Here is a 25,957-nt window from a genome sequence, read left to right as displayed (position 1 = left end):
TCGTCTGAGGAAGAGTTACATCTCTTCCAGTTGACGTTCTAGATACGTGATTTGCGTACGGATGGATTCCAGGTTCGGGTTCAAACGCAAAGCCCGGCGGAAGCTGTCCAGCGCCATCACATTTTCACCTTGCCTGAGGTAACATTGTCCCATTGAGATGGCCGCAGGGAAATGATACGGATTGATTTCCAGGGTTTGGTGATTGTCGCGGAGCGAACGCTCGAAATTCTGACGTTTAAAAAAAACCTGAGCCCGTTGATTATAGGCTTCGGAATACCACGGAGCATCCACGATCAGAGCATCGGCGTCTTTCAAGGCGGAATCCAAAGAATTTCCTTGAATTTGGCTCATGACCTTGCGCAATCGATGGCGTTGGCTCGGGGTGCCAGCCCGGATCCACAGAGAGCGAATCCCATTTTCCGCGATCAAACGGACCCCTCGATCTGAATCGCTGAGGGCCATGCCGACGGTATGATTTGAAGAATAATCACTTACAAAACATAACGCCATGACGGCTCCCCGGCGTACTTCCGGCAACCCATGATGGGAAAGTCGTTCTAAGGTTCCGCACGTATATACAGACGCGACACGATGAATGAACGCGGCCGTGTTTTCTTCCGAGAGATATTTCTGGAAGAATTCTAAAAGTACGGGGTTTCGCTCCGGGCGGTTAGTCACAAATCGGCTTCAATAAAAATCGAGGGCAACATTCCACTCGTCCTGAGATGAGAAATCCTTTATTTTCAATCCATTGAATAATGACGAGTGTAATCACGCGGTAACTCCGGAGCAAATCCCCAATGTCGTCTCTCGCGAGCAAACCCCAATTCTTGATTTGCGGACTCTTGACAGCGGCAATCTTGCTATTCTCACAGCCGCTTTGGGGACAAGAGAAGATCCCCTGGCGAACCGGTATTGAACTCGATAAACAGCTACAACGCCCGTTTGATTTGACGTGGGATTCGGTGCCGTTGCGAGATGGGTTGCATAGTATTTCGCAAACCCAAGGGGTCGCGATCTTTCTGGATCGCCGCATCGATCCCGATCAAGAGATGACCATGAACTTTGCCGCCGAACCGGTTGAATCAGGCTTGCTACGGATTGCAGCACAGATCGGTGCCGGCATGTCGCGTGTCGGGGATGTGATTTATATCGGTCCTGAAGCAACTGCCAAACGCTTGCCGACCGTTGCCGAATTGCAAACGCAGTTTGCGAAAGGAAGCACGCTTACCGAAGTGGTAAAGTTAGTCCATCAAAAACAACATCACTGGCCGAAACTAACCACGCCGCGCGACTTGTTGATCAACGTGGCCGTTGCCCACGATATGACATGGAGCAACTTGGACCAGGTCGTAAAGCACGACCTTTGGCCGGCGGTCGATTTTCCTCCGCTGAAAACAACCGAGTATCTAACACTTCTCTTAGCTGGCTACGATGCTTCGTATCGTTTTGATAAGACCGCTTCCGGTGTGCAATTGCAACTGGTGCCGATTCCCGAAAACGTTTCGTTAACGCGGACCCATCGCTTTGAAGGAAACCATCAAGACGCGGTTGCTAAGATTCAAGAGTTGTTTCCCGAAGCGACCGTAAAGTCGGATGGCAAGATGCGCATTGAGGTAACCGCTTCGCAAGAGATTCAAGAGCAAGTTGCCAAGCTTCTCCGTGGTGGCACGGCCCGAAAAACCGTAGTAATGCCCGGAGAAAAGGTCTTTACCCTCAAAATCAAAGACCAGCCGTTGGGACCGATCGTGCAAGCATTGGCACCACGTTTTGGTTTAGAAGCGGTGCTGCCCCAAGGGATGGAAGCAGAACTGAATCAACGCATTTCGTTCGCGGTAGAGAATGCCGATATGAAGGCACTTTGGGATGCCGTCTTTAGCGAAACGCCGTTCACCTATGCTTTGGAAGGTGACAAACTGATTGTCAGCAAGAAGCCTGCAGCGCAATAAAAAAAGGCAACGTTGCCGCAGGTGGCTTCGTTGCCTTCGATGTTTTCTTGCTCGTGCGGCTGAGCTTTAGCAGCCGTGCTTTTCCAGCTTTTCGCGAAGTGTATCGGCCGTGAAAGGCTTCACCAGGTAGTCGGACACGCCGGCTTGGATGGCTTCCATCACGCGGGATTTTTCTGCTTCGGTGGTAACCATCATGATGGTCACGTCTTTGTCGACTTTGCGAATCTCTTGGATCACTTCCAGACCGTTCTTTCCGGGCATGTTCCAGTCGGTCAAAACGAGATCAAACTCGCCCGGCTTGAAGATCTTGACCGCTTCTTCACCATCAGCGGCTTCGACGGCACTCGGTACCCCTACCGCTTGAAGTGAACGAAGGATGATTTTTCGCATCGTGCTCGAGTCGTCTGCGACGAGTACGCGTGTTGCCATGGTTTCCTATTAACTCCTGATTAGTAGTCTGCCCGCACGGATTGAGTAATCCGTTGGTAATTGATTTAGAAATCAAAATTCCTACCGAACGATAGGTTGTTCCGCGAGTGCGTCAAATGGCTTGTTCAAATAACGATCTATTTTCCATGGAACACGCTTTTATGGATTTGAATCACGGCAAAACTGCTGTTTGTGCCTAGTGATTATGGAAAAACCGCGAAACCTTCGGGATGCCGCAAGAGTGGTTCCAATTTTGCCGCATGCTCTGGCTGAGGTAGAGAGGGGGTTAGAAACAAATAGAGAAAATCTTCCCTCTTGGCAAACAAGGTCGCTAACACTAACCGATTTTTATTCGAGAACGTCAAGTATGTGCAGGTGGCTGGCTGCAAGCAAATGCAAGCGTTCTGGCAATTTTGAAGGGAGCACCTAGCGGACAAGGCTGTCCTGCCCGACACCTCGGGAAGCTGATCGAGATTTCGTTCCAGCAAACATCGGGAGACAGAACATTGTCCGTTACAACTGAAGATCTAAAGAGAGAAGAACGCGAGAGCCATTCGGCTCAGCGACGTGAGGGAACCAACTCCATGCAGTTGGTCAGTTTCCAACTGGCCAAAGAGGAGTATGGGATCGAGATTACCCGCGTTCAGGAAATTATCCTGATGGGGGAAATCACGCGTGTCCCTCAAACGCCTATCTTTATCAAGGGGCTGATCAATCTACGAAACACGGTGATTCCGATTGTTGACTTGCGACTTCGATTTGGTCTGCAAGAACAAGAACCATCGGATGAAACCCGCATCATGGTGATGAACGTTGGTGGCAAGACGGTTGGCATTGTGGTGGATGCCGTCAGCGAAGTCTTGCGAATCTCGAAAGATCAGATCTCGAATCCACCTCCTACCGTGGCTGGTTTGGGGCGAGAGTATCTCACCGGATTGGTCAAGCTCGAAAAGCGACTGCTGATCTTGCTGGACATCGACAAAATCCTCGGCAAGGCCGACGCTGAAAAACTGGAAGCTATCGCTGGGTAGAACCACGTAGACGCTTCGGTTCAGTGATGCAAGGGGCTGCGTCGTGTTCGGACGCAGACCAAGCGGCAGGAGGCAATCGGTAGCCAGCGGATGGTAAGGGGCAGGACCAATCTCGCAGAACGAGCCTAATAAAATGACGGTAAAGAAAAACAACACTGCGGCGAAGAACATAAGTCAGCTGCAAAATGAACTCTCACTCGCCCGCGCGATGAGTGAGAGTTCCCCCATCAATATCATGATGGCCGACACCGACCTGATCATTACTTATGTCAATCCGGCGAGCCTTGCCACGCTGCAGGGCCTTGCTGACCACTTGCCTTGCAAGCCCGAAGAGGTGGTTGGACAAGGTCTCGACATCTTTCTGGAAAGCGCGGACGAGCAATGCCGCAGTATCAGTAATCCGCAGAATCTTCCCTTACGAACGAGTGTTCGAATCGGAGATCAAACTGCCGACTTGCTAATTTCCGCCATCTATGACGAAGCGGGGACTTACCTTGGTCCGATGGTGACCTGGGAAGTGAGTACCGAGAATCAGAGTCAAGAACTAGACGCCACTGACAAATCGGCGATTGTCGAGAACGCTCCGGTCAACATCCTGGTGGCCAACTTGGATGGGATTATCACTTACGTTAATCCTGCCTCGGTAAGGGCGTTCAATAGTATCGAGCATGTGTTGCCGATTCCGGTAGAGGAGATTGTCGGAGCTTCTTACGACATCTTCCATACGAATCCTGCGTATCAACGCCGGTTGTTGGCTGATTCCAGCAATTTGCCGATCGAAACGCAAATTGAATTGGAAGGCGAATATATCGAGCTTCAAGCGACCGCGCTCTTCGATGCGAGTGACAACTACGTCGGACCCATGGTGACTTGGAAACTGATAACCGAACAGGTGAACGCAAAGCAAGCTGAAGAATTACGAGCCGAGCAAGACCGGCAGCAGCAAGAATTTCTTCTAGCCAATGTAGACAGCATCTTGCGTGTCGTCGAAGCGGCTGCCGAGGGGGATCTTTCACAGCGGATCAACCTTGAATCAGACGACGCGATCGGAGCACTCGCGGGGGGGATCGATCGCATGATTGCCGATCTGCGTGACATCCTAAGCCAAGTGGTCGACAGCGGTATGCAGTTCGCTGAGGGTGCCTCGGTTATTGCCGAGAATTCGCAGGATCTTGCTCAGGGAGCTCACACGCAAAGTGCTGCGGTGGAAGAGATGAGTGCTTCCATTGAAGAATTAACCCGCAGCATCGATACGGTGAAAGACAACGCTGGCGAAGCCAACCGTATGGCGGCCGATACCAGTCACATGGCTCAGGAAGGTGGCCACGCAGTTCAGAAATCGATCGAGGCCATGGAGCTGATCAAGACCTCTTCCGAGCAGATCAGTGAAATCATTCAGGTCATTTCTGAAATTGCCAGTCAAACGAACTTGTTGGCTTTGAATGCAGCCATCGAAGCAGCTCGTGCTGGGGAACATGGTTTGGGATTCGCGGTGGTGGCCGACGAAGTTCGCAAACTGGCCGAACGTTCGAGCGAAGCGGCTAAAGAAATTTCATCGCTGATCAAAGAGTCGACGCAACGAGTTCAGGACGGAGCAACACTTAGCGAACAGACCGGAGCAGCGTTGGAGAAGATTATCGCTGGGGTTGGCTCAACCGCTTCCAAGATTTCCGAAATTGCCATGGCGACGGTCGAGCAAGCTCAAAACGCCAACGAAGTTGCTGGAGCGATCCAGCAAGTGTCGTACGTTACGGAACAATCGTCCGCCGCGTCCGAGGAAATGGCTTCCAGCAGCGAAGAATTGGGAACTCAGGCAACCATGCTTCGCGAATTGGTGAGCCGATTCCGCATTTAAGTAAGCAGGTGCCACGTATACCAGGCACCTCGCGCCGAAACGTGTGAAACACTCAGAGCATAAGACTCGCAGAAAACAGTTTATCGATAAAAGGGAATTCCAGATGTCTCACCTATCCGCTACGTCGCAAGTCACTGATGACCAGATGAGACGTTATGCAAAAATGATTTACGAAGTCGCTGGCATTGAGATTTCGCCCGCGAAAAAACAATTGCTCTCGAATCGAATTCGACGTCGCCTAAAGCAAACCGGCATCGCTGACTTCGAGGAGTATTTCAAGTTCCTCAGTAAGCTTCCCACTTCTCATGAAGAGTGGGATGGGTTTCTGCAAGAAGTGACAACCCACGAAACCTATCTGTTTCGGGACGAGTCGAACTGGAAATGGCTGCGCGGCGAGTTTATTCCAGAAATACAGAAATCAGGAAAGAACTCGTTACGGGTTTGGTCGGCGGCCTGCAGCACTGGGGATGAAGCGTACACGATCGCTTGTTGTTTAGCCGAAGACATCCGTAATCTTTCTGCCTGGCGGATTCAGATATTGGGGTCCGATATCGGGATCGGTGCGGTTCGCGAAGCTCAGGAAGCACGCTTCGGAGAACGGTCGATGCGTTTGGTGCCAGAGTCGCTGAAGAATCGTCACTTTAAACGGGTGGGCGATGTCAACGTGTGGGAACCCAACGCCAAGCTTCGTGCGATGACGAGCTTTCGGCAGCACAACCTTTTGGATCGCTTGAGCGGAGCTCCTTTCGATCTTGTGTTCCTGAAGAACGTGTTGATCTATTTCAACGTGGACTCGAAGAAACGAGTCATGAAGAACATTGAACAAACGATGAAACCAGGCGGCTTTTTGGTGGCAGGGGCCGCAGAAGGCATTGGTGATCTCATGGGGGCCTTTCAGCGAATACATCCTTGGTTGTACCAGAAGAAGTAGAAAAGCCCGGCGACACGTTGTTAGGGTCGGTGATCACTTACCAGGGGCGGGGTAATGGTTGACAAGGCGACAGCAAATGATGATTGCAACGAAGATCTGCTTGCAGATTTTTTGGACGAATCGACGCAACTAATCGAACGGTTGAACGACCGCTTGATGGAGTTGGAAAAGTCGGTTTGTACAGATTCGCAGGAAGAGCATGCTCAGGTTGATATCGATTTATTAAACGATATGTTTCGTTCCGCGCATAGCATCAAAGGTTTATCCGCGATGCTAGGCCTGCCTCGAATCAACGGCCTGACGCACAATATCGAGAATGTTTTTGACGCCGCGCGACGGGATGAAGTTGCCTTGAACAGCAACGTGATTCAAGTCGTTTACGCGTCGGTCGATCGATTGAGCGAACTCATCGATCACTTAAGAGTATCCCAAAACGATAACTTGGACTGCACAAGCCAGTTGCAAGCCATATCCGCCATCTTAGAAGCTCAAGGGTCGGTAAAAATGCAAGGCGAACAAAGCAGCATCGAAGAAACGTTGGAAGAACTGGCCTCCTCCAGGACTGAAGATACAAGCAAGTCTGTTCCCCGCGAAACTTCTCCGCTTCCCGGGCAGGTTACGGTGGAAGAGAAAGCGGCGCAGCTGCTCGCAGAATGTGAGGCGATGTTCCACGGTGTGGTCGATGAAACAGAGGTACCTGCGAAGTATCTCTCGATCTTCCTTGACGAAACGGAAATGTCGCTCGATGAGATGGTTGACTTGCTACTCGAATCGGGCTCGGAAGCTGATATCGAATCGGTACGCACGATCATGTGTACCGCTCACCGAATTAAAGGGTCGGCGGCATCGATCGGTTTGAATCGGCCCGCGAAGCTCGCGCACCTGATGGAAGATGTACTGCAACGTTATCGAGATAGCGAGCAATCGCTGAGTGCTTTTCTCGCCGATGCGATGTTAGCATGTGCGGATGGACTTCGCGCCTACACCAAAAATTTACGTGAAGGAACGCAAGCAGATGTTGAATTCGCCGTTTTGGCCAGCGAACTTCAAGCCGCTGAAGCGATTCACGCTTTAGCAGTCGAGGTCTCGCAAGCGGTCTCAACCGAGGAAAAACCCGACGAAGTCCTGCCGGAAGAAAAGAGCGTCGCGCTCGATCGCAACGCCTTGCTCGCCCAGGCTGTTACTCACGAGATAAAAGAAAACGAACGCTTGTGTGTCGTTCAGGTCGAGCTGAATCAGAACACGCCGTTGATTGGCGTCAAAGCTCAGCTACTGATTGAGAAGCTCAAGCGGCTTGGCCGCATCTTATTGACGATGCCCGCGTGCGAGGCGTTCGATGATTGCGAGAACCTCTCGTTGATAGAAGTTGGCCTGCTGACCACGAAGCCAGATAAAGATATTTTCCAGGCCATCAACGTTTCCGGGGTTAATCACTACGCCTTGGAAGAAATCTCCCAAGTAGACACCCCTGCTCCACCGCAAGAAGTCGCGACGACGCAGGTGATCGAAGTCGAAGAGATTGAGGAAGATCAAGTTGAGATCGAAATCGCGCTTGAACCTCTGGAAGCGGAAGAAATACTCGCCGAAACGGTTTCTGTGGCTACTCCGGCTCCGGTTGTTGAGAAAGAGCCGGTCGCCGCTGCTCCACGAGTTAGTGCTGTTCCGGTTACCCCGCGTAATGAGGTCGCTGCCCAGGCAACCCCTCTGAAAAAAGAAGCGGCCAAGACCAGCGATAACAACGCAAAGCCGGTCGAGACATTACGCGTCGATATCGACCGTCTCGATCAATTGATGAACCTAGCTGGACAGTTGGTGATTAGCAAAGCTCGCTTCAATCAATTGGGCGAAAACCTCCGGGCAGCAATGCCGCACAAGCAATGCCAGCAATGGTTGGAATCAACCAATTCGATGTGCTCGAAGTTGTTAGAGACGTCCGACAATACTTCGCCGCTAGACCGTGGGCAAGGTTTGCCCGACATCCATGGGCAAATTCGCAAGATTCAGCAAAACTTGAACGCGATTAGCTCTGAGATGCAACGAGTCAATATGGTGCGAACCGGGCTAACTGGCTTCTTCGATGCCGTCCATCAGTTGGATCGCGTGACCGATGGAATTCAGAAAACGATCATGGACACGCGGATGGTTCCGATTGGGCCACTGTTTGGGCGATTCCGCCGCGTGGTACGCGATATTTCACGAACCAACGGCAAAGAGATTTCGTTAGAGATTCTGGGAGAAAAGACAGAACTCGATAAACGCATGATCGATGAGTTGGGAGATCCGCTGATTCACATGGTACGTAATTCGGCCGACCATGGCATCGAATCGCCGCAAGATCGTTTGGCAGCTGGCAAGCCACGTGCGGGCGAGATCACACTCAATGCGTTTCATCGCGGGAATAGCATCGTTATTCAAATCACCGACAATGGACGTGGGCTGAGTCGCGATAAGATCTTGAGCAAAGCGGTCGAACGTGGGCTGATTAACCAACTCGATGCCGAGCGGATGACCGATCAGCAGGTCTATCAATTGATCTGGGAGCCTGGTTTTAGCACGGCTGAAACGATAACCGAAATATCTGGCCGCGGCATGGGGATGGACATCGTCCGGGCTAAGATCGAATCGATCAACGGCGTGGTCGAAGTCGATAGCAAGCCGGGCCAAGGAACCGTGTTCACGATTCGGCTGCCACTTACTATGGCAATTCTTCCAAGCTTGATGGCCAAGATCGATGGAGACTTGTTCTCGATCCCGGTCGAGTCGATCGTCGAAATCGTTTGCCTGCATCAAGAGGAAGTTCGTACGATCCACGGCAAGAAGACAACCGTCGTGCGGGGACGTCCGGTTTCCGTCGTCGAGCTTCACGAGACGTTTCGTTGGAACAGTCCGTCGCCTCATGTCGACCATAAGGCAGACGTGACCATGGTGATCATTCGCAACGATAGCAGCGAGTTGGGAATGGTTGTGGATGGAATTCTGGGCGAGGAAGACGTCGTGGTGAAATCTCTGGCCGAGAACTATCAAAACGTGGAAGGGATCTCGGGGGCATGTGTGCTGGGCAATGGCCGCGTTGCCCTTATTCTCGACCCGGCAGCGGTGATCGAGTTAGCAGTTAAGCGACAAGCGGAAATATTAGCCTAAAGAGGTAAATAAATGGAAACCGCGACTAAGAACTCCGTCGACCGATTACAGGTCTTGCACGGCATTTTAAGCGAAGCTACCGAAGAGGCTTCGACCGCAATGGGGACTTGGACTGGCGGCTCGATTACGTTGTCGTTGGACTGCGTCCGAGAGCTTCCCTTAGAACAAGTCACGCAAGAGTTCGACCTGGGGATGGAACTACTGTCCATGGTCGTGCTGACGATCGGTGGTGACGTAGGAGGAACGTTCATCCTAACCTTCGACGAAGAAAACGGGCGACGCCTGGCCGCCTCGTTGTTGAAGCAGGAAGTTTCCAACGATATCGCCTGGTCCGAGTTGGAAGAGTCGGCCTTGAAAGAAACCGGCAACATTCTCGGCTGTGCTTACTTCAACCGTATTGCACGTTTGGTTGGCGGAGAATTCGTCCCTTCGCCACCTACCTTCCTGCAAGACTATGGTATCTGCGTGCTGCAGCAGGCGTTGATGGAACAGTTGCAGGATAGCTCGGACGTACTGATTTGCCAAACCACGTTCCTGCAAGGTCGCGAAAAGCTGAACTGGAACATCCTGTTCGTGCCTCACTCGCATATGCAAAACGTACTACGGGCTTCGCTGTAGCTTACTTGTCGCAATAATCGGTAAAACCGTTTCCTGGTAGAAGTGACCGGCGATTTTCCGTCGATAGCAAGTCGTAGGGCAAAAGCGAGCGGCAAATTCCTACCCACCGTTGGCAGGAGCTTTGATCGAACCGGGTGACTGACCGAATGACGCTCAAAACGATTCAACGAACGATCGCTTACGCGAATTTGGCGAAAGACTCGCTACAGTTGCGCTGGGCCCGCGACGACAAGTCGCGCGAGGCTGCGCAGCGTTTGGTGGCTCAGCGACTAGGAAAACTACGCGGCCTTCCTCAGAAGGTTGGTCAAATGTTGGCGTTCTCGTCCGACGAGCAACGCCAAGACGCCTTTGGCGGGCTGTTTGAATCTGCCGAACCACTTCCTTGGGCAACCATGCGGCCCATTTTAGAGCAAGCTTGGGAGGTCGATCCTGAAACCTTGTTCGAGAAAATCGAAACCCAAGGCAAAGCGGCCTCGCTTGGCCAAGTTCATGCCGCGACCCTTACCAAGGGAACGAAGGTCGCTATCAAAATCCAGTACCCTGGCATTCGCAATGCAGTGCTGGCCGACTTGAAGGGACTCACCTGGCTCGCCAAACCGTTTGGTAATTTGCAACGAGGCTTCGATCTCGCAGGCTACCAGACCACCATTCTGGCGGGGCTTGAAGAGGAACTCGATTACCGTCGCGAAGCTGCCAATCAACGCGAGTTCGCTGCCGGCCCAGGTAGTAGCAGCGAGGTGATCGTACCCCGCGTCGACGAAACGCTCTCTACCGAGAACATCTTGGTTTCCGAGTGGATCGACGGCGACACTTGGGAGAAGGTGCAAGCCGAGTGGACCCAACAAGAGAAAACCGAGTTGGGCCAGAAATTGTTGCGTTGGTTTCTGGAATCTCTCTTCACCTATGGCCAAGTTCATGCCGATTTGCATCCGGGCAACATTCGCTTCATTCGCGGCTGCGGTGGTCCCAAAATTGTGCTTTACGATTTTGGTTCGGTCTATCGATTAACAGATACCCAACGTTGGACTTTATTGCGGTTGATTGATGCAACTCGTCGCCAAAGCGAAGCCCCCCTTCCCTTGTTGGCCGAACTTGGCTTCGATGTCGATTTGTTACAGCCGTTGTCAGGGCGATTGCCGGCGCTTTGTCGGATTCTGCTGGAACCATTTTGTAGCGACTATCCGTACGATGTGCGGCAGTGGAAGCTTAGCCCGCGATTGAACGAGCTGTTAGGGGACGAGCGAATGAACTTTCGCATCGCTGGACCACCCCGGCTGCTATTTTTGCTGCGTGCTTTCCAAGCGGTGATTACCTATTTGACCGGTCTCGACGCCCAAGTGATGTGGGGGAAATTGGTCGAACCGCATTTGCAGCGCGAGCGAGCCGCTTACGGAAAGTTGTCGTTGCCAAAAATCGTCAGCGACGATTTCTCAACGCTCGCTCAGAAGTTAAAAGTCCAGGTAAAACGCGGCGGAATGGTTACGGCTTGTGTGACTTTACCCGCTTCGGCGATCGATCGATTAGAAGACTTTCTCGATCCGCAGACATGCCAGAAAATCGCCGAAGAGCGACTCGATCTCAAGGCGATTGTGCGCGACGTACGACATCGCGGCTACGTCCCGGGGCCGGTCTTCGAGTTAACCGACCCCCAACGCGATGTCAAAGTGTGGCTGGAATAGTCGCCTACTTAGAAGCGAGGCACTTCTCGAGTTCTTCGCGAATCGAACTCTCAATCTTGCCTCTGAACAGCATCGCAGCGAAGGGCAAGTCCCCTTTCACGATCACAGAGCTGGGCTGCACGTCCATGATGCCTTTGATGACCAAGCCGGCCGTCTTGAACGAGAATTGCATCACGTCATCGTCGGTCCAGGTTTGTTCCATATCCTTGATGGTGCCTTCGAACCGTCCACGCAGATGATCGAGCAAGCTTTTTACTCGGTTAGCTGCATCTTCTTGGCCGAGCGAATGAGGAACTTCCACCTTGAAACCAGGCATGGTGTATCTCTTACTGATGGGAAAAATAGTGATCCGCGCGGCAAGCCAAACCCTGAAAACGAATACCGCTGCCACGAAACCTTGGGAATGTGGCCAGACGATGGGGGTCAACTTGTAACGCAAGCGTTCGTTTAGTGAATTCGATTGTACCAACGCAATCTTCGCTGATTGGCCCAAGAATTCAACCCGCCAGACGCTTGGCTATCGCCACCGAGTGCGGAAGGCCGGGGGCTACTCTTCCGCGCGAAGCGTATCGTCGTAAGAGCGACGATCTTCGGGATGCCAGAGAGGAAGGCCGGTTGCGAGTCGCTTGGCCAAAATATCCAGTTTCTCCGACGAGCCAGGCAAGGCACAGGTAGCGTCAAAGCGATTTGATTCCACTTTCTCTGGTTCGTAATCCCAAATACCTAAGCGAATGGCGTCGAGAACGGAACTTGGCACGGTAGACTTCTCCTTACAACGAAGCAATGTTCACGAGAACAGTCATCGGCAACCCCAGGTGACACCCGCAAGGTGGTCACAAAGGACTCGCCAGTATCGAAGCCGCAAAATCAAAAGTCAAGCAAGTTTTCGCAGAATTCGACTTTCTGCCTTAACGGCAGAGACAACTCGGAAAACGAAAACGGAACGAGACAAACACGGTTTATCCCTCTGCGGCAATGCTCCTGCTCTCTTCGAATGCAGTGACAAAAGTGGAAAGCCGCCGTTCACATATGTGGCCTGATCGATCGTGGTGACAAACGGCACCACGAACAGCCACAATGTCGGGCCGAACGTTCTTTATTATAGGTAAATCATGTTGTTGAAGCGAACCAGCGAGCGCGAATTGACAATCGATCGTATGGGCCGCACGTCGCATCTGGATGAGTTGGGTTTCAGTGAGATGTCCGAACACGGAACCGCTCGTCTTGCCAAACGTGTCGACCAAGATGGTCGCACACTGCAAGTCGGCAGCTACTTCCAACAAATCTTCAAATAACGGACACCTTGCTAATTGCTGATCGGCATAGAAGACCGCTACGCGTGATACGCTTTTAGGGGCCGTTGCGTAAAGCATTCGTAGACGCTCAGGCCAATCAGGCAGACCACTGCAACCCGCAAGCCCCACTTTAATGCTCTCCGTCTGGTGGGGGACTGCCGTGGGATCAGGGGAGTCGCTTAGCTCGCCTAGGGCGATACTCACGCCGATTTGCGCATGCCACTGAGAAACCACCGTTTGCCAAATATCAGGAGAAGTCGCCCCTAGTGATCCCCAACGAGGTTCTTTCAGGTCGAGCCGATCAATCGGATAACGACACACGATTTCGGCTTCAACCGCATCACGAACACTGACCAACAATTGCATGCGTTTGGTAATCTCGGGACGGAATAAAAATAGGCTGCCCAGGGGAACCGCAGAAGATTAAGGAAAACGAGTTTGAGCGAGACCCGTACATTCCCTCCAAACCGACACGGGATCCCGTGTTCGGTGCCACCTTGGCACGAAAACTTGCCTCTGATAGTTTTAATCCCTTCAGCATAACCTACCGTTTGACACAAGTACCATTCCCGAACAGGAGCGAAATGGATCGCTCCGTATCCCCACCGTTTGGTGAAATGGAAATCACAATCCCTTATGTGGGGAATACGGTGGCGGATATGGGCAATGCTGGTGTCACCTCGACAGATTATCATGCGACTATCGGAGGAAATTAGACGGTGGACGATCATCACGGAAGCGGTGCAGGTTCCGACAAACCTCTACTGATCAGCATTGTCGTTATTCTGGTTGTTTATGCGATCGCTTCGGTGGCCGGGTGGACTACATCACCCGAAGCCAAAAAGGTGGCAAGTGCCCCTCATGCCGAAGAAAAGCATGCCGAACCCGAGCAAGCTGAGGAAGCAAACCCCGAGCATGCCGATGCCGAGCATGCCACTGAAGAACACACAGACGAGCAGCATGCCGCCGAGCACGCTGCTGGGCATGACGACCATAAGGTCTCGTTGCCTCACCCTTTTGCAGTGACTCCGTTTATCTTGCTGCTGGGGGCGATTGCCATCTTTCCCTTGCTAAAAGTCACCGAGCATTGGTGGGAAAGCAATACCAACCGCTTTATCGTGGCGGTGGTTTTAGCCGGGGTGACGCTACTTTATTACATGACGATCTACGTCGATGCTGGGCTGGGTGCGGCGTGGCATCGGGTCGATCATGCGATTCTGAAAGAGTACATCCCGTTCATTGTGCTGCTGTTTTCGCTGTACGTGATCTCCGGCGGTATTCGAATCTCGGGCGACTTGCGGGCCCATCCGATGACCAACACCACGTTCATGTTGGTGGGTGGTTTATTGGCCAGCTTCATTGGTACGACCGGAGCTGCAATGCTCTTGATTCGTCCCCTGCTGGAAACCAACAAAGAACGACGCTTCCGGCAACACACGGTGGTGTTTTTCATTTTCGTGGTGTGCAACTGTGGCGGTTGCTTGTTGCCGATTGGCGATCCGCCGCTGTTTTTGGGTTACCTGCAAGGGGTCGACTTCCTGTGGACGATGATCGCCTTGTGGGAGCCGTGGCTCGTGGCCAATGCCTTGTTGCTGGGTGTCTACTTCCTGATGGATAAGTTCTATTTTTATCCGAAGGAATCAGCCGTCGACGTCGCCCGCGACGAAACGCAAACCACTCCGCTGACCGTGCGTGGCTTGATGCCCAACGCGTTGCTGCTGTTGGGGGTGATTTTCTCGGTCGCTTTGCTCGATCCGACGAAACCGCTGCCTGGCATTGGTTGGTACCCGTATGTTTACCTGCGAGAAGTGGTTCAGCTGGCCTTGGTCGGTTTGAGTGTCTGGCTGGGAAGCACCCAGGTTCGCCAAGACAACCGCTTCAATTACCACGCCATTGTGGAAGTCGCGGCCCTGTTTGTGGGGATCTTTATCTGCATGCAGCCAGCGCTCGAAATTTTGAACGAGCAAGGCCCGAGTCTGGGTATCGATTCGCCGATGAAGTTTTACTGGATCACCGGTGGTTTGTCCTCGGTGCTCGATAACGCCCCGACCTACCTGGTTTTCTTTAAGACCGCCTTCCCGCATATGGATGCGGCAGCGATCGGGCATTCGTTGGCTGATGCCTCGGCACCGCCTCACTTCAATCTGATGGCCATCAGTTTGGGGGCCGTGTTTATGGGGGCAATGACCTATATCGGCAATGGACCAAACTTCATGGTCCGGGCGATTGCGGAAGAGGGAGGCGTGAAGATGCCAAGCTTTTTTGGCTACATCCTCTTCTTCAGCGTGCCGATCCTGTTACCAATTTTGGGAATTGTCGCCTTAATTTTCCTGCGGTAAGTTGTGCCGCAGGGGGGAACTTTTCGCCGCTCTGGGGACTTCACCCTTTGCGGCGACACCAAGTTTATCCGATACTGTGCGGTGTGAACTGCGAGGACCGGACCGAGTAGTCTAAGTTTTCCCCACGGAAGAGAAGCGACATCGACGGTGGAGTACACCTACGTCCGTCACGATCGTGACCTACAAGATCTTTGCCAACAACTGGCTTCTGACGAGTACATTTACTTCGATACCGAATTTATTTCGGAGGATGTGTACCTGCCCGATCTTTGCCTGATTCAAGTCGCCAGCCGTTCTGGTTTAAGTGTCATCGATCCCAAAGGGATGCTCGATCTGACACCTTTCTGGGATTTGATTACCAGCGAACACGTAACGGTAGTGGCCCATGCGGCACGTGAAGAGTTTCTCTTCTGCTTCCGCGCTACCGGCAAGTGGCCCACACGCCTGTTCGATACGCAAGTCGCCGCTGGGCTAATCGGGATGGAGTTTCCTGTTTCGCTGGGGAACTTGATCACCCGGCTCATGGGCGAACGCCTGCCCAAGGGAGAAACGCGAACCAATTGGCGCGGACGTCCTCTTTCCAAGCAGCAAATCGAATACGCCCTGAACGATGTTATCTTTCTCGATAGTATCTATCAGCAGTTGGTCGCCGAGATCGAGAAACTGGGCAGAACCGAGTGGATGGTCGCCGAGATGAACCGTTTCCAGCAAGCCTGGGAGGATTACTCGACACGCCCCGGTTGGCGAAGCGTCTCTGGCATTGGCAACCTTAATCGGCGTTCGTTGGCCATCGTACGCGAGCTTTGGACCTGGCGCGATCATCATGCCCGCTCGCAAAATGTGCCTCCTCGTCGCGTGCTGCGAGACGATTTGGTGGTGGAACTTTCGAAACGCAAGTCAAGCAACATCTCGCAGATCAAAGCCTTGCGGGGGATGAACCGCCGCGACCTCGACCCATATATTCAAGACCTAGCCGATTGCGTGCGAACCGCGCTCGAATTGCCGGACGATCAGTGTCCGGTTAATCAGCGTGGCAATGCGAACTCGCAGTACACGGTACTAGGGCAGTTCCTGACTGCCGCCCTGGGCAGCATCTGTCGCGAAGCCCGCATCGCGCCGAGCCTGGCCTGCACGGTTCAGGATGTTCGCGATTTGGTGGCCTATCATTTAGACGGTTCCGGAGAGGTACCCCCGCTGGCGAAAGGTTGGCGCGCCGAGGTGATCGGTCAGACGATTGAAGATCTATTAGATGGATCACTCGTTGTCCGGATCGGCGACCCTCGGGCTGACGAGCCACTGGCATTTCAGCGACTGCCCGACCCTGCGGAGTAAATCACTACAAAAAAGTCCATGGTGGGGTTCGCGAGACAAGGAGCGTCTCTTTTTGTCCTTGAAATCGTAGCCGTATCATGAGCTTCCTCCTCCGACTTCGCTCCCCTGCCCTGCTGCTGGTAGCCACAGTTTGGCTGGCTGGTGGCATACTGGTCGCTGAAGAAGTTGCCGAGCCCAAGTCGAGCGTGCCAGAGTTGTTCGCCACCGGTTTGGTCGACCATTCGGCCATTGTTTGTGACGGGCAAGGCAACGTGCTGGCGACCAATTATCGTCATGCGGGAACGGTGGGGAGGATCAGTTCAGAAGCTGGCGCCGCAATTCTTTTCGAGGTGCCGGCAGCGATGGGAGCCTCCGAGCAGATTCCTTTAGTCGGCTTGGCGGTGGATGATGATGGTCGCGTGCTGGCGATCGATTCGCGGCAAGGGAAAGTCCTCCGCTGGAACCCTCAAACCGGAATGGTAGCGGTGGTGGTCGATCGGATTCAAGGACGCCGATTCGATTCGTTATTTGCGGTTGATGTTGGGCCTGGCGGGAATATTTATTTTTCCGAGCCGGATAGCTCTTCGGGGGATACGGCCAGTGGTGCTGTTTATCGTTTCGAGGTCGCTACGAATCGCCCTACCCTCTTGGTCGAGGGGCTAGATCAACCCACCGGCATCTGTCTCAGTTCCAACGGCAAGTTGCTTTACGTCGCCGAAGCAGGCCGCGCGCGAATTAGCGTTTTTGCGTTGAAGGAAAGTGGCGTCGAAAAGTTAAGAACCTACTTCTTGGATGCCCTGCTCGACCAAGAGAAAACCAGCGAGGTTGGGCGGCTGGGGCATCTCACCATCGACCGCCGTGGCTGGTTGTATGTGACCTTGTGGGATCAAGGAAAGATCGCTGTGATCGATACCAATTCGGGTAAATTACTAGAAGTAATCTCTTCTGGTAGCGAGCGCGTCTTCGGAGTAACGCTGTGGCAAGATGCGTTACTCATGTCGATTCCTGGTAAAGAGGCGATTTTCCGATTGGATCTTCGCCCCTTCATTGGACGGCACGCGCCGTAACGCTTACTGGTAGCGGCTGAACGGCGGCGGGCTGAGCGAGGTCGGCCCGGCTGCTGCTGGCGGAGCCAAGCTGGTTGGCGGCTGCTGGCGAGCAGGCATCTGAGGTGAAGCCGTTTGAATCGTCGCACCGTAGAAGTGAGTCGATTCTTCGATTGCCAAGCGTGTGGTGGGATCGTCGCAACGAACCTCAGCGCGGAAGGTGTGGCTACCTTCGCTGCGGCCACGGGCTTTGACTTTCACCACAATCTCTTGACCGGCGTTCACCGATGGAATCGTTGTCAGTTGAACCTTTTCGCCTTGAATGTTGCCGCGACCACCGTCCACCGAAAGTGGTTCGATGCCGCTGCCAAAGCTGACGGTCACTTGCACTTCACGCGCTTCCTTGGTGCCGCGGTTGGTCAAATGGAATTCGTATTCCACTTCCTGCCCAACCGGAATCGGCCCCGTCGGGTCGTTTACCGCCAGCTTCAAGTCGGCCACCGATTCAACACGCGTGATCAACTCGTGATGGCTCGTCAAACCTTGGTTGGCGTTGGCGGTGACTTGCAGAATGTTGTTACCTTCGACCTGCAGCATGCTGACCACTTCCAGCGGTTGCTGGGTGCCTGCTTCCAGGCTGGCCAGTTTCCAGGTCACGCTGTTGTTGTTCGTATTGTGAGTACCGCCATGCGATGCCGACAGAAATTTGGCTCCGGTCGGCAAAATGGCTTCGACCACAATCTCGCTAGCCGGTGCGTTGCCTGAGTTAGCGACCATCACTTGGTAGTTTGCCGTCGTAGCCGCGTACTTGATGCCCGGGCCTTGAGCGGAAACAGCAAGTTCCGCTCGGCGAACGAGCACGTCATGAGCGGCTTGGGCCATCAGGCCGTTAGCGGCGGAAGTTTCGGCTCGCAGTTGCAGCGTGCCAGCCTGTTTCGCGGTTAGTTCCAGTTCAATTACTTTCTGGTCGCCTGCTTCGATGGTGCCGATCGAGTCGAGCACGGTCGGGTTCTGCCCCTTTTTGATCGGCATGATCGTGATCGAGACGTTTTCAGCTGGGCCGGTACCGGTGTTCTTGGCAATCACTTTGAAGATCTGCGAATCGCCGAACAAAATATCGGTCGGACCGTCAATTGCCATCGCCAGTTTGGGTTCCAGAACCGTGATCGGCGACATTGCTTGAAGCGGAGCCGAACTGACTTCGATAGCCAACTCGAACGGACGAGTCTGCATCGCGATCAGGTTCAAGTCGAGGTGTCCTTCACTACGACCCGGCAAGACCGGAATTTCCCATTGCACAGCTACGGCGCCACTTTGGGTGGTAACTTGGCGAGGGGAACCGAGTGTTCCGCGAATGTCTTGCAACTGAACGCTTTGAGGTAGCAACATCGAGACCATCACTTGGCGAGCATCGGTGCCACCGGCGTTCCGGGCGTGAATGCGGAAGTTCGACGGTTTACCTAGCACCAATGACTTAGGGCCGGACGTTTCAATTTCGATAGAAGGGCTGCTCAGCGTGAATAGGCTGCCTGTTGGGGTTTCGACGGGCTTCTGAATCGGAGCTGTCGCAGGCAGATCGGACGTGGTCAGCGTTTGACGGGGGATTGCTGCAGGCTCGGGAGTGATAGCCGGTTGTGGCTGCGTTTCTGGTTCTGGCGATGCCGAGCCGATCGAGGCCGCACCGTTTGCTGCTGGGGCCGAACCTGGCGGCTGATAACGATACGAATTCGCCACTGGCGATTTGTTGGGCAGCGCGGCCGGGGCTTCGATTTCCTGCTGCGGAGGTGCCGCCGGGGCCGGTTCCAGCGTTTTGTCTTCTTCGTTGTCGGCGATGACAGGAGCTGATTTCAAACGGTTTAATGCCTCGTCCAGCGACGATGGCAGGCCTGCTTGAGGACGTGCCGCTGGGGTTGGCTCTTGCTGGGGTGCCATGGCTTCCGGCCGAGCAGCACGACGCCGGCTGGAAGGTTGCCCTTCCTCTTCAATAGCCGTCAGGCGGGTGCCACTGGTCGAGACATCGCGACTGAGCCGTGCGGGCATCGGTTGCAACGGAATCGAGCCGCTAGGGGCCGCAAATCGACTAGGCACGGGCGAAACGGGATCGCTAGCCGCTGTTTGGTTTGTTTCCGCCGAGGCGGTCTGGTGTGCCGTGATCCCAGAAATGACAACGTGGCCAAAGGCGGCTAGGACAATCATTCCTGCGGTGCCTAGAAGTGCGCTACGATGCATCATTGAATTTCCTGTCGCCCATCAAAACAATATGAGAATTCCTTTCTCTGTATCGGCCATTTCAAGATTAGTGGTTTAAAGAAATGTTCGGATTTTAGAGAATGGATGGTTTAGGCATCCTTTTCCGGATGTGCCGGTTCGACGTAATCCTAGAAAGAGTAACGACTTCGTGGCTAATTCACGCAAAGAGCAAATTCTTAGTCTGCTGGAAAATGACCCCAACGACACCTTCCTGCGATACGGCCTGGCCATGGAACTGCGGAAGGAAGGAAGCCATGCCGAGGCGCGGGAGCAATTCGAGTCGCTCATGCGAGGCACGCCCCCCTATGTGGCGGCCTGGTTTATGTGCGGACAAATGCTGGCCGAGATGGGGGAAATCGAAGAGTCTCGCTCGGTTTTACGAGAAGGTGTCGAAATCGCTCGCCAACAAGGAGATGCCCACGCCGCCGGAGAAATGGCCGAATTGCTGGCATCTTTGGGGAGTTTAGGGGAATAGACGTCGGCATTCCATTGGTCCCCTCGCCTGCGTAGACAGGGCAAGGGGACAAGATGGCGAACTGGCTCATTCTCAGATATATGACTTTGAGGGCCTCGCCTTACGGTGTGAAGCGTTAGAATGGAAAGGTTCTGCTTGGGGCTGGGGCTCAGGCAGGAATTTGCCACGAACAGAGAAAAGGGAGACGTAGTGGAATTTCAGCTAGCGTCCGCATTCAAGCCAGCCGGTGACCAGCCTGCCGCGATCGAAGCGTTGACCGACGGAATCAAAGCGGGCAAATCACACCAATGCTTGCTAGGGGTGACCGGTTCGGGGAAGACGTTCACCATGGCTAACGTGATTCAGAACATGCAACGACCTGCGTTGGTAATTTCGCATAACAAAACACTCGCAGCGCAACTCTATTCGGAATTCAAAGAGTTCTTCCCCAATAACGCCGTCCACTATTTCGTCAGCTACTACGACTACTACCAGCCGGAAGCCTACATTCCGCAGCGCGATATCTATATCGAGAAAGATGCCTCGATAAACGACGAGATCGACCGTTTGCGTCTGGCCTCGACCAGCGCTTTGGTCAGCCGCCGCGATGTGATTATCGTTGCTAGCGTTTCTAGTATCTACGGTTTGGGTTCGCCCGACGACTACAAGAAAATGATGGTCAGTATCAGCAAGGGGCAAATCGTTGATCGAGACGATATCTTGTCGAAGCTGGTCGATATCTTGTACGAACGTAACGATATTTCCTTTGAACGCTCGAAGTTCCGGGTGCGCGGCGATTGCCTCGAAATTTGGCCTTCTTATGAAGAGTTTGCCTATCGCATCGAGCTTTGGGGAGACGAGGTCGAGCAACTCGCGATTATCAATCCCACCACCGGTGAGATCATCGCGCAGCAGGATCAGCTGTTCATTTACCCGGCCAAGCACTTTGTGATGCCGGAAGAACGGATCGAAAAAGCGGTCCAAAATATCCGGGCCGAGTTGAATGGCCGTCTGGAAGAGCTGAAACAAGCCGGCAAGCTGCTGGAAGCTCAGCGGCTGAATGCCCGCACCCGCTTCGACTTGGAAATGATGCAAGAGGTCGGCTTTTGCCCAGGTATCGAGAACTACAGCCAGCCTCTTTCTGGACGCCCACGCGGTGCGCCGCCGAGCACGCTGTACGACTTCTTTCCGAAAGATTTCCTCCTTTTTGTTGATGAATCGCACGTAACGGTATCGCAGATTTCGGCGATGTACCACGGCGACCGCAGCCGCAAAATGAACCTCGTCGAGCACGGTTTCCGTCTGCCTAGTGCATTGGATAACCGCCCGTTGAAATTCGAGGAGTGGGAAAATATCCTCAACCAAACCGTCTTTGTCTCGGCAACGCCTTCCAATTACGAGTTGGAGAAAACCGGGGGCGAGGTGGTTGAACAGATCATTCGTCCGACCGGTCTGCTCGATCCGGTGGTAGAAGTGTGCCCAGCACGAGGCCAAGTGCCTCACTTGCTGGAAGAAATCAAGGCGCGTGTGGCTGCCGGGGATCGAACTTTGGTGACGACGCTGACGAAACGCTTGGCCGAAGATCTTTCGCACTACTTCAACGAGCAAGGCGTGGCCTGTAAATGGCTCCACAGCGAACTCGACGCGTTCGAGCGGGTAGAACTGCTGCGTGATCTGCGAGAAGGAAAGTTCGACTGTTTGGTCGGGGTGAACTTACTGCGGGAAGGTTTAGACCTGCCGGAAGTGTCGTTGGTAGCCATTTTAGATGCTGACAAGGAAGGCTTTTTGCGGAGCGAAACGTCGTTGATCCAAACGATCGGGCGTTCGGCTCGTAACGTCAATGCCAAGGTCATCATGTACGCCGACCGCATAACGGCCGCCATGAAAAGTGCCATCGACGAAACGGCCCGGCGGCGCGAGATTCAACAGGCTTACAACGAAAAGCACAACATTACGCCAGAGACGATCAAGAAGAACATTCGGCGTGGCATCGAATCGGAAGCGGACGCTCATCGCAAAGCGAACGAAGCGGTTGGCCGGACGGACGATTCCGAGATTATTACCAAGGAATACATCGCAGAACTGCAGCAGGAAATGATGGATGCTGCCGAGAATCTCGAGTTCGAGCGGGCCGCAGCGATTCGCGATCGAATCTCGAAAATGGAAGATTCAATCGGCAAGAAGAAAAGCGACGTCGATACGAAGGATGGTGGAGGAAGCCGTAAGAAGGGACGTCGTACGCGGAGCGGCGGCAAGATTCCGCGTCCCAAGAAAGGGGCTTCGTAAGCCAGCTGGACGCGTGAGGTTTGCTAGCGATGGCGTGGCGAAAGTTGCCGCTTATAGGCGGTTGCTGGCAATGCTGTCGTGTCTTGTGTGGCGAAGTAGGAAAGCTGGTTGAAGCTTGCGGGCAGGCTTGTAATTCTGTGCCGGGAAATTCTGATTTTGCCGATCTTTCGCACCAATTCTGGCCGACTCTAGAAGACGTAGTATGTCAGGTTGCCGATCCAGTGTGACCCAATCTGTACAAGAGATTGCGACGACAACCATCATCCTGGAGTAGATACAGAATGACTAAGCTGATCCCCTTCACTTTTGTTTTGGCCATCGTTGCCATGACCGCTCAGGTCAACGCCCAAGAAATGAAGGTTGTCGACAATGGCGAGTCCAAGGCCTACAAGCCGGTCTCGGTGGATGAGATCCCTTCACTGGGTAACGCGACACCAGAAATGTGGTTCTACCTGCAAGAGATGCGTCGCTACGACGATCCTTCGCTTGCACGTCGTCGCCGAGCTGAAATGACCGCGTCTGCTCGTCGGGCTCGCTTGTTCTCGCAGCAGTGGTACGGCGTCAGCAACCTTCGCCCTAGCGTGAACGCCGTCCCGATGATGTATCGCTACTCGGCTCACGAATCGAACTTGCCGTACGACGTTCGTACTGGAACGTTCTATCGACAAGCAGCGACGCCGGTAACGGATGGTCCTCGCCAGTTTTAATTGGCCAACGACGCTGTCGCTAAAAGCCAAGTCCGGGGCCGGTCAATGTACCGGTCCCGACCGTTCCGTCGGTGATCTCGAACATCGACGGAAAACGCTTGCGCCAAGCCTCGTTGCCGAGCGGGCAATATTGTCGGCCGTTGCCTTCGATGGCGGCAATCGTCGGAATTCTAGCGGCCAGGCTGGCCGAGTGCAGGAATGATGCCCCAGGGCAGGTCAAATCTTGCACGCACAGGAACAAGCCATATTTCTGGGCCGCTGCTCCCATGAGTAACGCTTCCGAGTGTCCTTTGCAGGCCTTGAGCGCGACACCGCTGTAGCCTTGTTCGCGGGCCAGGAAAAGGCTTTCCAGGTCGATCAGCGATTCGTCGATAACGACCGGTTTAATCTGCGCTGCCGCGTGCATCTTATTTTCGGGGTGCTTTTTCAGATCGCGATGCGTGGGCTGCTCGATGTACTGTACCCGATCTAGGGCAGCGGGGCTTGCTTCTTTCAGCTTGGCGAGGAATTCGAGCACGTACTCGACACTGGCGCACTTCTCGTTGAAATCGAGCGAATAAAACCAGGCCTCCACGCCTCGTTGGGCTTGAACCTGGCTGGCGACGGTGTCGATCTTGGCGACCCGAGCAACATCCCAGGCCAAGTCGTCGCCGTTGAGTTTGATTTTCAGGTGAGAGAGACCATCGGCCACAATCCAGTCGGCCAGTGTCTCGGGCAGTCCGTCACCAACCGGCGATTGCAGTTCCTCGTCGTCCAGTGGGTCGAGTGCGCCTACCAAGTGATAAAGCGGCATCTTGGCTTGAGGTTCTCGCGATGTGTACAGGTCGAGATGTTCTCCGGCGAAATCGGCATTGAGGAAGCCGCTCAGGTCTTCGGAAATGAATTCAGGGCCGAGTGTATTGTAGCTGTTCAGCCCCAACGCTTTGCCGTAGGCGTCGTGAATCGCGGCATCTATCGGGCTGGCCGCGACCAGAAGGGCAAGCGGCGGCACGGCCTCGGGAAGCGAGCGTTCGGCTGCGACTTGATTACCAATCTGTCGAAGCGGCTCGTGTAGCAAGCGTGCGTGCTGAAGCGGGTGAGCTGCCTCGGTAAGAGTCGCAGCTTGCGTCGAGAAACGGTTCGCGATGTCAACCATCGCGGCCAGGGTCTCGGTGCTGTCGACTTTTTGCGAAGGCCAGCCCCAGACGTTGCCCATGGTCATCGAGCCAAAGCCACGGCCGATCTTCCCATTTTGCGTTTCAACGGTTACTTCGACGTTAAACAGCGTGACTTCGTTGACAACCCGTCCGCCAAATTTCATGGGGGAGCGGTACTGAATGCATTCCGTCGAAGGAGAGACTTCGCGTACGACGATATCGGTGGGCTTGGTCATGGTGGCTCTTTCTGGCAGAAGAAAGGAAGGAGCCACCCATCGTAAATGTTATCAGGCGACGTGCAATTACCCACATCGCCTGAACGAGTTTTAGAAAGCCAAGGCTGCGTTGCCCTTGCTTGGCGGTTAGACCAAGCCTTTGCGAACGGCCCAAACCGCTGCTTGGGTACGGTCCGAGACACCCACTTTGCGAAGGATGTGCTGGACGTGTTCTTTGACCGTTTCGTAGCTGATGTGCAACGCTTGAGCGATCTCTTTATTGGTCAAACCGAGTGCCAGTTGACGCAAGACTTCGCTCTCGCGCTGAGTCAAAGGAACTTCGACGTCGGCGTTGAGGCGTGGTGTCGCCAATGCTCCGGTCACGCGGCGAAGTTCATCGCGAGTCCAGGCGTTTTCGCCACGGTGAGCCGTGCGAATGGCATCTAGCAAGCGATCTTTCGGATCCCCCTTCAGGACGTAACCGGCGGCTCCTAAAGCGACCGCACGAGCCACGTAGGTTGGGTTGTCGTAGGTCGAAAGGACCAGAATTGCCAGATTGGGATGGTCTAGCTTGAGGCGTCCTAGGGTTGTTAGGCCATCTCCTTCGGGCATACGAATATCTAGCAAAACCACATCAGGTTTGACTTCATCAACCATCGATATCGCGGAATCTCCGGTAGCCGCCTCGCCGACAATTTCGATATCGCTATCGGCAACAAGAGTTCTCAGCCCGAATCGGACAACTTCATGGTCATCCGCAACTAACAGTCGAATAGCCATCAATTACTCCACATCATCTCGTTAATGCCCGCATCTTATATTCAAGGAAGCTCTACGCTAGTTCACAGTTCCATGATTTTTGATTAATCAAGGAACTATGTTTGGTGCATCAACTGGCCAGCTGATGCAGGCGATACGGTACTTGTCCAATTTGTTATTGATTGTCTACACACACAATCGTAGGCATGTGCCTGTCAGGTAATGACGAAAAAAACCTTGCACATTATTTGCCTACCCCTCTGGTGCTATCGCTTTTAAAGCATACCACCCACTAGAGATAGGTTACCCTAAGCCATGAAAATTGCTAGGGCGGTCACCCGCAATGGGCTTAGTATCTGGGATGATAAGGTTAAAAACTCAGAATATCTAACTACTTACGGCAATCCGCTTGCGGCGTTACCGCAGGGTATCTACGGGTTTTACCCTTTTCAAATCAACGACTTACCGCTATCAAGACTAGCACCTTGCGTAACCGCCGCAGAAGAGTGTAAAGAAAAAAATGGGA

General features: G+C 53.6%; 21 protein-coding genes. 13 read left to right on the top strand and 8 right to left on the bottom strand.

Annotated elements, in window-relative coordinates; translation table 11 throughout:
- Positions 1-15: 15 nt before the first annotated feature.
- Positions 16-678 carry a tetratricopeptide repeat protein gene (locus tag DTL42_RS01190; protein ID WP_147274117.1) on the bottom strand — a complete coding sequence of 221 codons (663 nt, stop codon included), beginning with the start codon at positions 676-678 and terminating at the stop codon, positions 16-18.
- A 122-nt stretch (positions 679-800) separates the two neighbouring features.
- On the opposite strand from DTL42_RS01190, the gene DTL42_RS01185 reads away from it, so the two are divergent.
- Positions 801-1,949, top strand: a complete 1,149-nt coding sequence (locus DTL42_RS01185) for a hypothetical protein (protein ID WP_114366872.1) — start codon at positions 801-803, stop codon at positions 1,947-1,949.
- 66 nt (positions 1,950-2,015) lie between these two features.
- Here the strand turns inward: DTL42_RS01185 and DTL42_RS01180 are convergent, their stop codons facing one another.
- Entirely contained in the window at positions 2,016-2,378 is a 363-nt protein-coding gene (locus DTL42_RS01180) for a response regulator (RefSeq protein ID WP_114366871.1), read from the bottom strand.
- A 584-nt stretch (positions 2,379-2,962) separates the two neighbouring features.
- Here DTL42_RS01180 and DTL42_RS01175 point away from each other — a divergent pair.
- The 6 genes from DTL42_RS01175 (at position 2,963) to DTL42_RS01150 (ending at position 11,633) form a co-directional block, all read left to right on the top strand.
- Positions 2,963-3,409, top strand: a complete 447-nt coding sequence (locus tag DTL42_RS01175; protein WP_114366870.1) for a chemotaxis protein CheW — start codon at positions 2,963-2,965, stop codon at positions 3,407-3,409.
- A 133-nt stretch (positions 3,410-3,542) separates the two neighbouring features.
- On the top strand, positions 3,543-5,264 hold the full coding sequence (locus DTL42_RS01170; protein WP_114366869.1) for a methyl-accepting chemotaxis protein: 1,722 nt from the start codon (positions 3,543-3,545) through the stop codon (positions 5,262-5,264).
- Between the two features lie 103 nt (positions 5,265-5,367).
- Positions 5,368-6,195 (top strand): CheR family methyltransferase, encoded by an 828-nt coding sequence (locus tag DTL42_RS01165; protein ID WP_114366868.1) that lies wholly within the window; start codon positions 5,368-5,370, stop codon positions 6,193-6,195.
- A gap of 54 nt (positions 6,196-6,249) precedes the next feature.
- On the top strand, positions 6,250-9,336 hold the full coding sequence (locus tag DTL42_RS01160) for a chemotaxis protein CheA (RefSeq protein WP_114366867.1): 3,087 nt from the start codon (positions 6,250-6,252) through the stop codon (positions 9,334-9,336).
- A gap of 12 nt (positions 9,337-9,348) precedes the next feature.
- Positions 9,349-9,954, top strand: a complete 606-nt coding sequence (locus tag DTL42_RS01155) for a chemotaxis protein (RefSeq protein ID WP_114366866.1) — start codon at positions 9,349-9,351, stop codon at positions 9,952-9,954.
- Positions 9,955-10,088: 134 nt separating this feature from the next.
- Positions 10,089-11,633: an ABC1 kinase family protein gene (locus DTL42_RS01150; protein ID WP_147274116.1), complete on the top strand. Its 1,545-nt coding sequence runs from the start codon at positions 10,089-10,091 to the stop codon at positions 11,631-11,633.
- A 4-nt stretch (positions 11,634-11,637) separates the two neighbouring features.
- On the opposite strand, the gene DTL42_RS01145 is transcribed toward DTL42_RS01150, so the two are convergent.
- The 3 genes from DTL42_RS01145 to DTL42_RS01135 form a co-directional block, all read right to left on the bottom strand.
- Positions 11,638-11,949: a polyhydroxyalkanoic acid system family protein gene (locus tag DTL42_RS01145; RefSeq protein WP_114366859.1), complete on the bottom strand. Its 312-nt coding sequence runs from the start codon at positions 11,947-11,949 to the stop codon at positions 11,638-11,640.
- Between the two features lie 231 nt (positions 11,950-12,180).
- The gene (locus tag DTL42_RS01140) at positions 12,181-12,390 is read right to left on the bottom strand and encodes a hypothetical protein (protein WP_114366858.1); all 210 of its coding nucleotides are present in this window, start codon (positions 12,388-12,390) and stop codon (positions 12,181-12,183) included.
- Between the two features lie 202 nt (positions 12,391-12,592).
- Positions 12,593-13,294, bottom strand: a complete 702-nt coding sequence (locus DTL42_RS01135; protein ID WP_114366856.1) for a (5-formylfuran-3-yl)methyl phosphate synthase — start codon at positions 13,292-13,294, stop codon at positions 12,593-12,595.
- A gap of 353 nt (positions 13,295-13,647) precedes the next feature.
- Between DTL42_RS01135 and DTL42_RS01130 the strand changes: the two genes are divergently transcribed.
- The 3 genes from DTL42_RS01130 (at position 13,648) to DTL42_RS01120 (ending at position 17,645) form a co-directional block, all read left to right on the top strand.
- Positions 13,648-15,267: a sodium:proton antiporter gene (locus DTL42_RS01130; protein WP_199590007.1), complete on the top strand. Its 1,620-nt coding sequence runs from the start codon at positions 13,648-13,650 to the stop codon at positions 15,265-15,267.
- 147 nt (positions 15,268-15,414) lie between these two features.
- The gene (locus tag DTL42_RS01125) at positions 15,415-16,599 is read left to right on the top strand and encodes a ribonuclease D (protein ID WP_114366852.1); all 1,185 of its coding nucleotides are present in this window, start codon (positions 15,415-15,417) and stop codon (positions 16,597-16,599) included.
- A 77-nt stretch (positions 16,600-16,676) separates the two neighbouring features.
- Positions 16,677-17,645 (top strand): SMP-30/gluconolactonase/LRE family protein, encoded by a 969-nt coding sequence (locus tag DTL42_RS01120; protein WP_114366851.1) that lies wholly within the window; start codon positions 16,677-16,679, stop codon positions 17,643-17,645.
- Positions 17,646-17,648: 3 nt separating this feature from the next.
- Here DTL42_RS01120 and DTL42_RS01115 read toward each other — a convergent pair whose 3' ends face one another.
- Positions 17,649-19,856 (bottom strand): DUF11 domain-containing protein, encoded by a 2,208-nt coding sequence (locus DTL42_RS01115; RefSeq protein WP_114366849.1) that lies wholly within the window; start codon positions 19,854-19,856, stop codon positions 17,649-17,651.
- A 166-nt stretch (positions 19,857-20,022) separates the two neighbouring features.
- Between DTL42_RS01115 and DTL42_RS01110 the strand changes: the two genes are divergently transcribed.
- The 3 genes from DTL42_RS01110 (at position 20,023) to DTL42_RS01100 (ending at position 23,321) form a co-directional block, all read left to right on the top strand.
- On the top strand, positions 20,023-20,349 hold the full coding sequence (locus DTL42_RS01110; RefSeq protein ID WP_114366848.1) for a tetratricopeptide repeat protein: 327 nt from the start codon (positions 20,023-20,025) through the stop codon (positions 20,347-20,349).
- A 189-nt stretch (positions 20,350-20,538) separates the two neighbouring features.
- Complete coding sequence (uvrB, locus tag DTL42_RS01105) at positions 20,539-22,614, top strand: excinuclease ABC subunit UvrB (protein WP_234824024.1); 2,076 nt, start codon at positions 20,539-20,541, stop codon at positions 22,612-22,614.
- A 281-nt stretch (positions 22,615-22,895) separates the two neighbouring features.
- Entirely contained in the window at positions 22,896-23,321 is a 426-nt protein-coding gene (locus DTL42_RS01100; protein WP_114366845.1) for a hypothetical protein, read from the top strand.
- A gap of 19 nt (positions 23,322-23,340) precedes the next feature.
- Here DTL42_RS01100 and DTL42_RS01095 read toward each other — a convergent pair whose 3' ends face one another.
- Together DTL42_RS01095 and DTL42_RS01090 are read right to left on the bottom strand one after the other, a co-directional pair.
- A complete protein-coding gene (locus tag DTL42_RS01095) occupies positions 23,341-24,693 on the bottom strand; it encodes a mandelate racemase/muconate lactonizing enzyme family protein (RefSeq protein WP_114366844.1) in 1,353 nt (450 codons plus the stop codon).
- A gap of 126 nt (positions 24,694-24,819) precedes the next feature.
- Positions 24,820-25,452 (bottom strand): response regulator, encoded by a 633-nt coding sequence (locus tag DTL42_RS01090; RefSeq protein ID WP_114366842.1) that lies wholly within the window; start codon positions 25,450-25,452, stop codon positions 24,820-24,822.
- Positions 25,453-25,957: the final 505 nt, after the last annotated feature.

It is taken from the genome of Bremerella cremea (assembly GCF_003335505.1).
GTDB lineage: Bacteria > Planctomycetota > Planctomycetia > Pirellulales > Pirellulaceae > Bremerella > Bremerella cremea_A.
This window is presented reverse-complemented; position numbering and strand designations above follow the sequence as displayed.

What these genes read in the sequence shown, in the direction of transcription:
- DTL42_RS01185 (WP_114366872.1), top strand. Translation starts at nt 801, where the DNA reads ATGTCGTCTCTCGCGAGCAAACCCCAATTCTTGATTTGCGGACTCTTG.
- DTL42_RS01180 (WP_114366871.1), bottom strand. Translation starts at nt 2,378, where the DNA reads ATGGCAACACGCGTACTCGTCGCAGACGACTCGAGCACGATGCGAAAA.
- DTL42_RS01175 (WP_114366870.1), top strand. Translation starts at nt 2,963, where the DNA reads ATGCAGTTGGTCAGTTTCCAACTGGCCAAAGAGGAGTATGGGATCGAG.
- DTL42_RS01170 (WP_114366869.1), top strand. Translation starts at nt 3,543, where the DNA reads ATGACGGTAAAGAAAAACAACACTGCGGCGAAGAACATAAGTCAGCTG.
- DTL42_RS01165 (WP_114366868.1), top strand. Translation starts at nt 5,368, where the DNA reads ATGTCTCACCTATCCGCTACGTCGCAAGTCACTGATGACCAGATGAGA.
- DTL42_RS01160 (WP_114366867.1), top strand. Translation starts at nt 6,250, where the DNA reads ATGGTTGACAAGGCGACAGCAAATGATGATTGCAACGAAGATCTGCTT.
- DTL42_RS01155 (WP_114366866.1), top strand. Translation starts at nt 9,349, where the DNA reads ATGGAAACCGCGACTAAGAACTCCGTCGACCGATTACAGGTCTTGCAC.
- DTL42_RS01145 (WP_114366859.1), bottom strand. Translation starts at nt 11,949, where the DNA reads ATGCCTGGTTTCAAGGTGGAAGTTCCTCATTCGCTCGGCCAAGAAGAT.
- DTL42_RS01135 (WP_114366856.1), bottom strand. Translation starts at nt 13,294, where the DNA reads ATGCAATTGTTGGTCAGTGTTCGTGATGCGGTTGAAGCCGAAATCGTG.
- DTL42_RS01120 (WP_114366851.1), top strand. Translation starts at nt 16,677, where the DNA reads ATGAGCTTCCTCCTCCGACTTCGCTCCCCTGCCCTGCTGCTGGTAGCC.
- DTL42_RS01115 (WP_114366849.1), bottom strand. Translation starts at nt 19,856, where the DNA reads ATGATGCATCGTAGCGCACTTCTAGGCACCGCAGGAATGATTGTCCTA.
- DTL42_RS01100 (WP_114366845.1), top strand. Translation starts at nt 22,896, where the DNA reads ATGACTAAGCTGATCCCCTTCACTTTTGTTTTGGCCATCGTTGCCATG.
- DTL42_RS01095 (WP_114366844.1), bottom strand. Translation starts at nt 24,693, where the DNA reads ATGACCAAGCCCACCGATATCGTCGTACGCGAAGTCTCTCCTTCGACG.
- DTL42_RS01090 (WP_114366842.1), bottom strand. Translation starts at nt 25,452, where the DNA reads ATGGCTATTCGACTGTTAGTTGCGGATGACCATGAAGTTGTCCGATTC.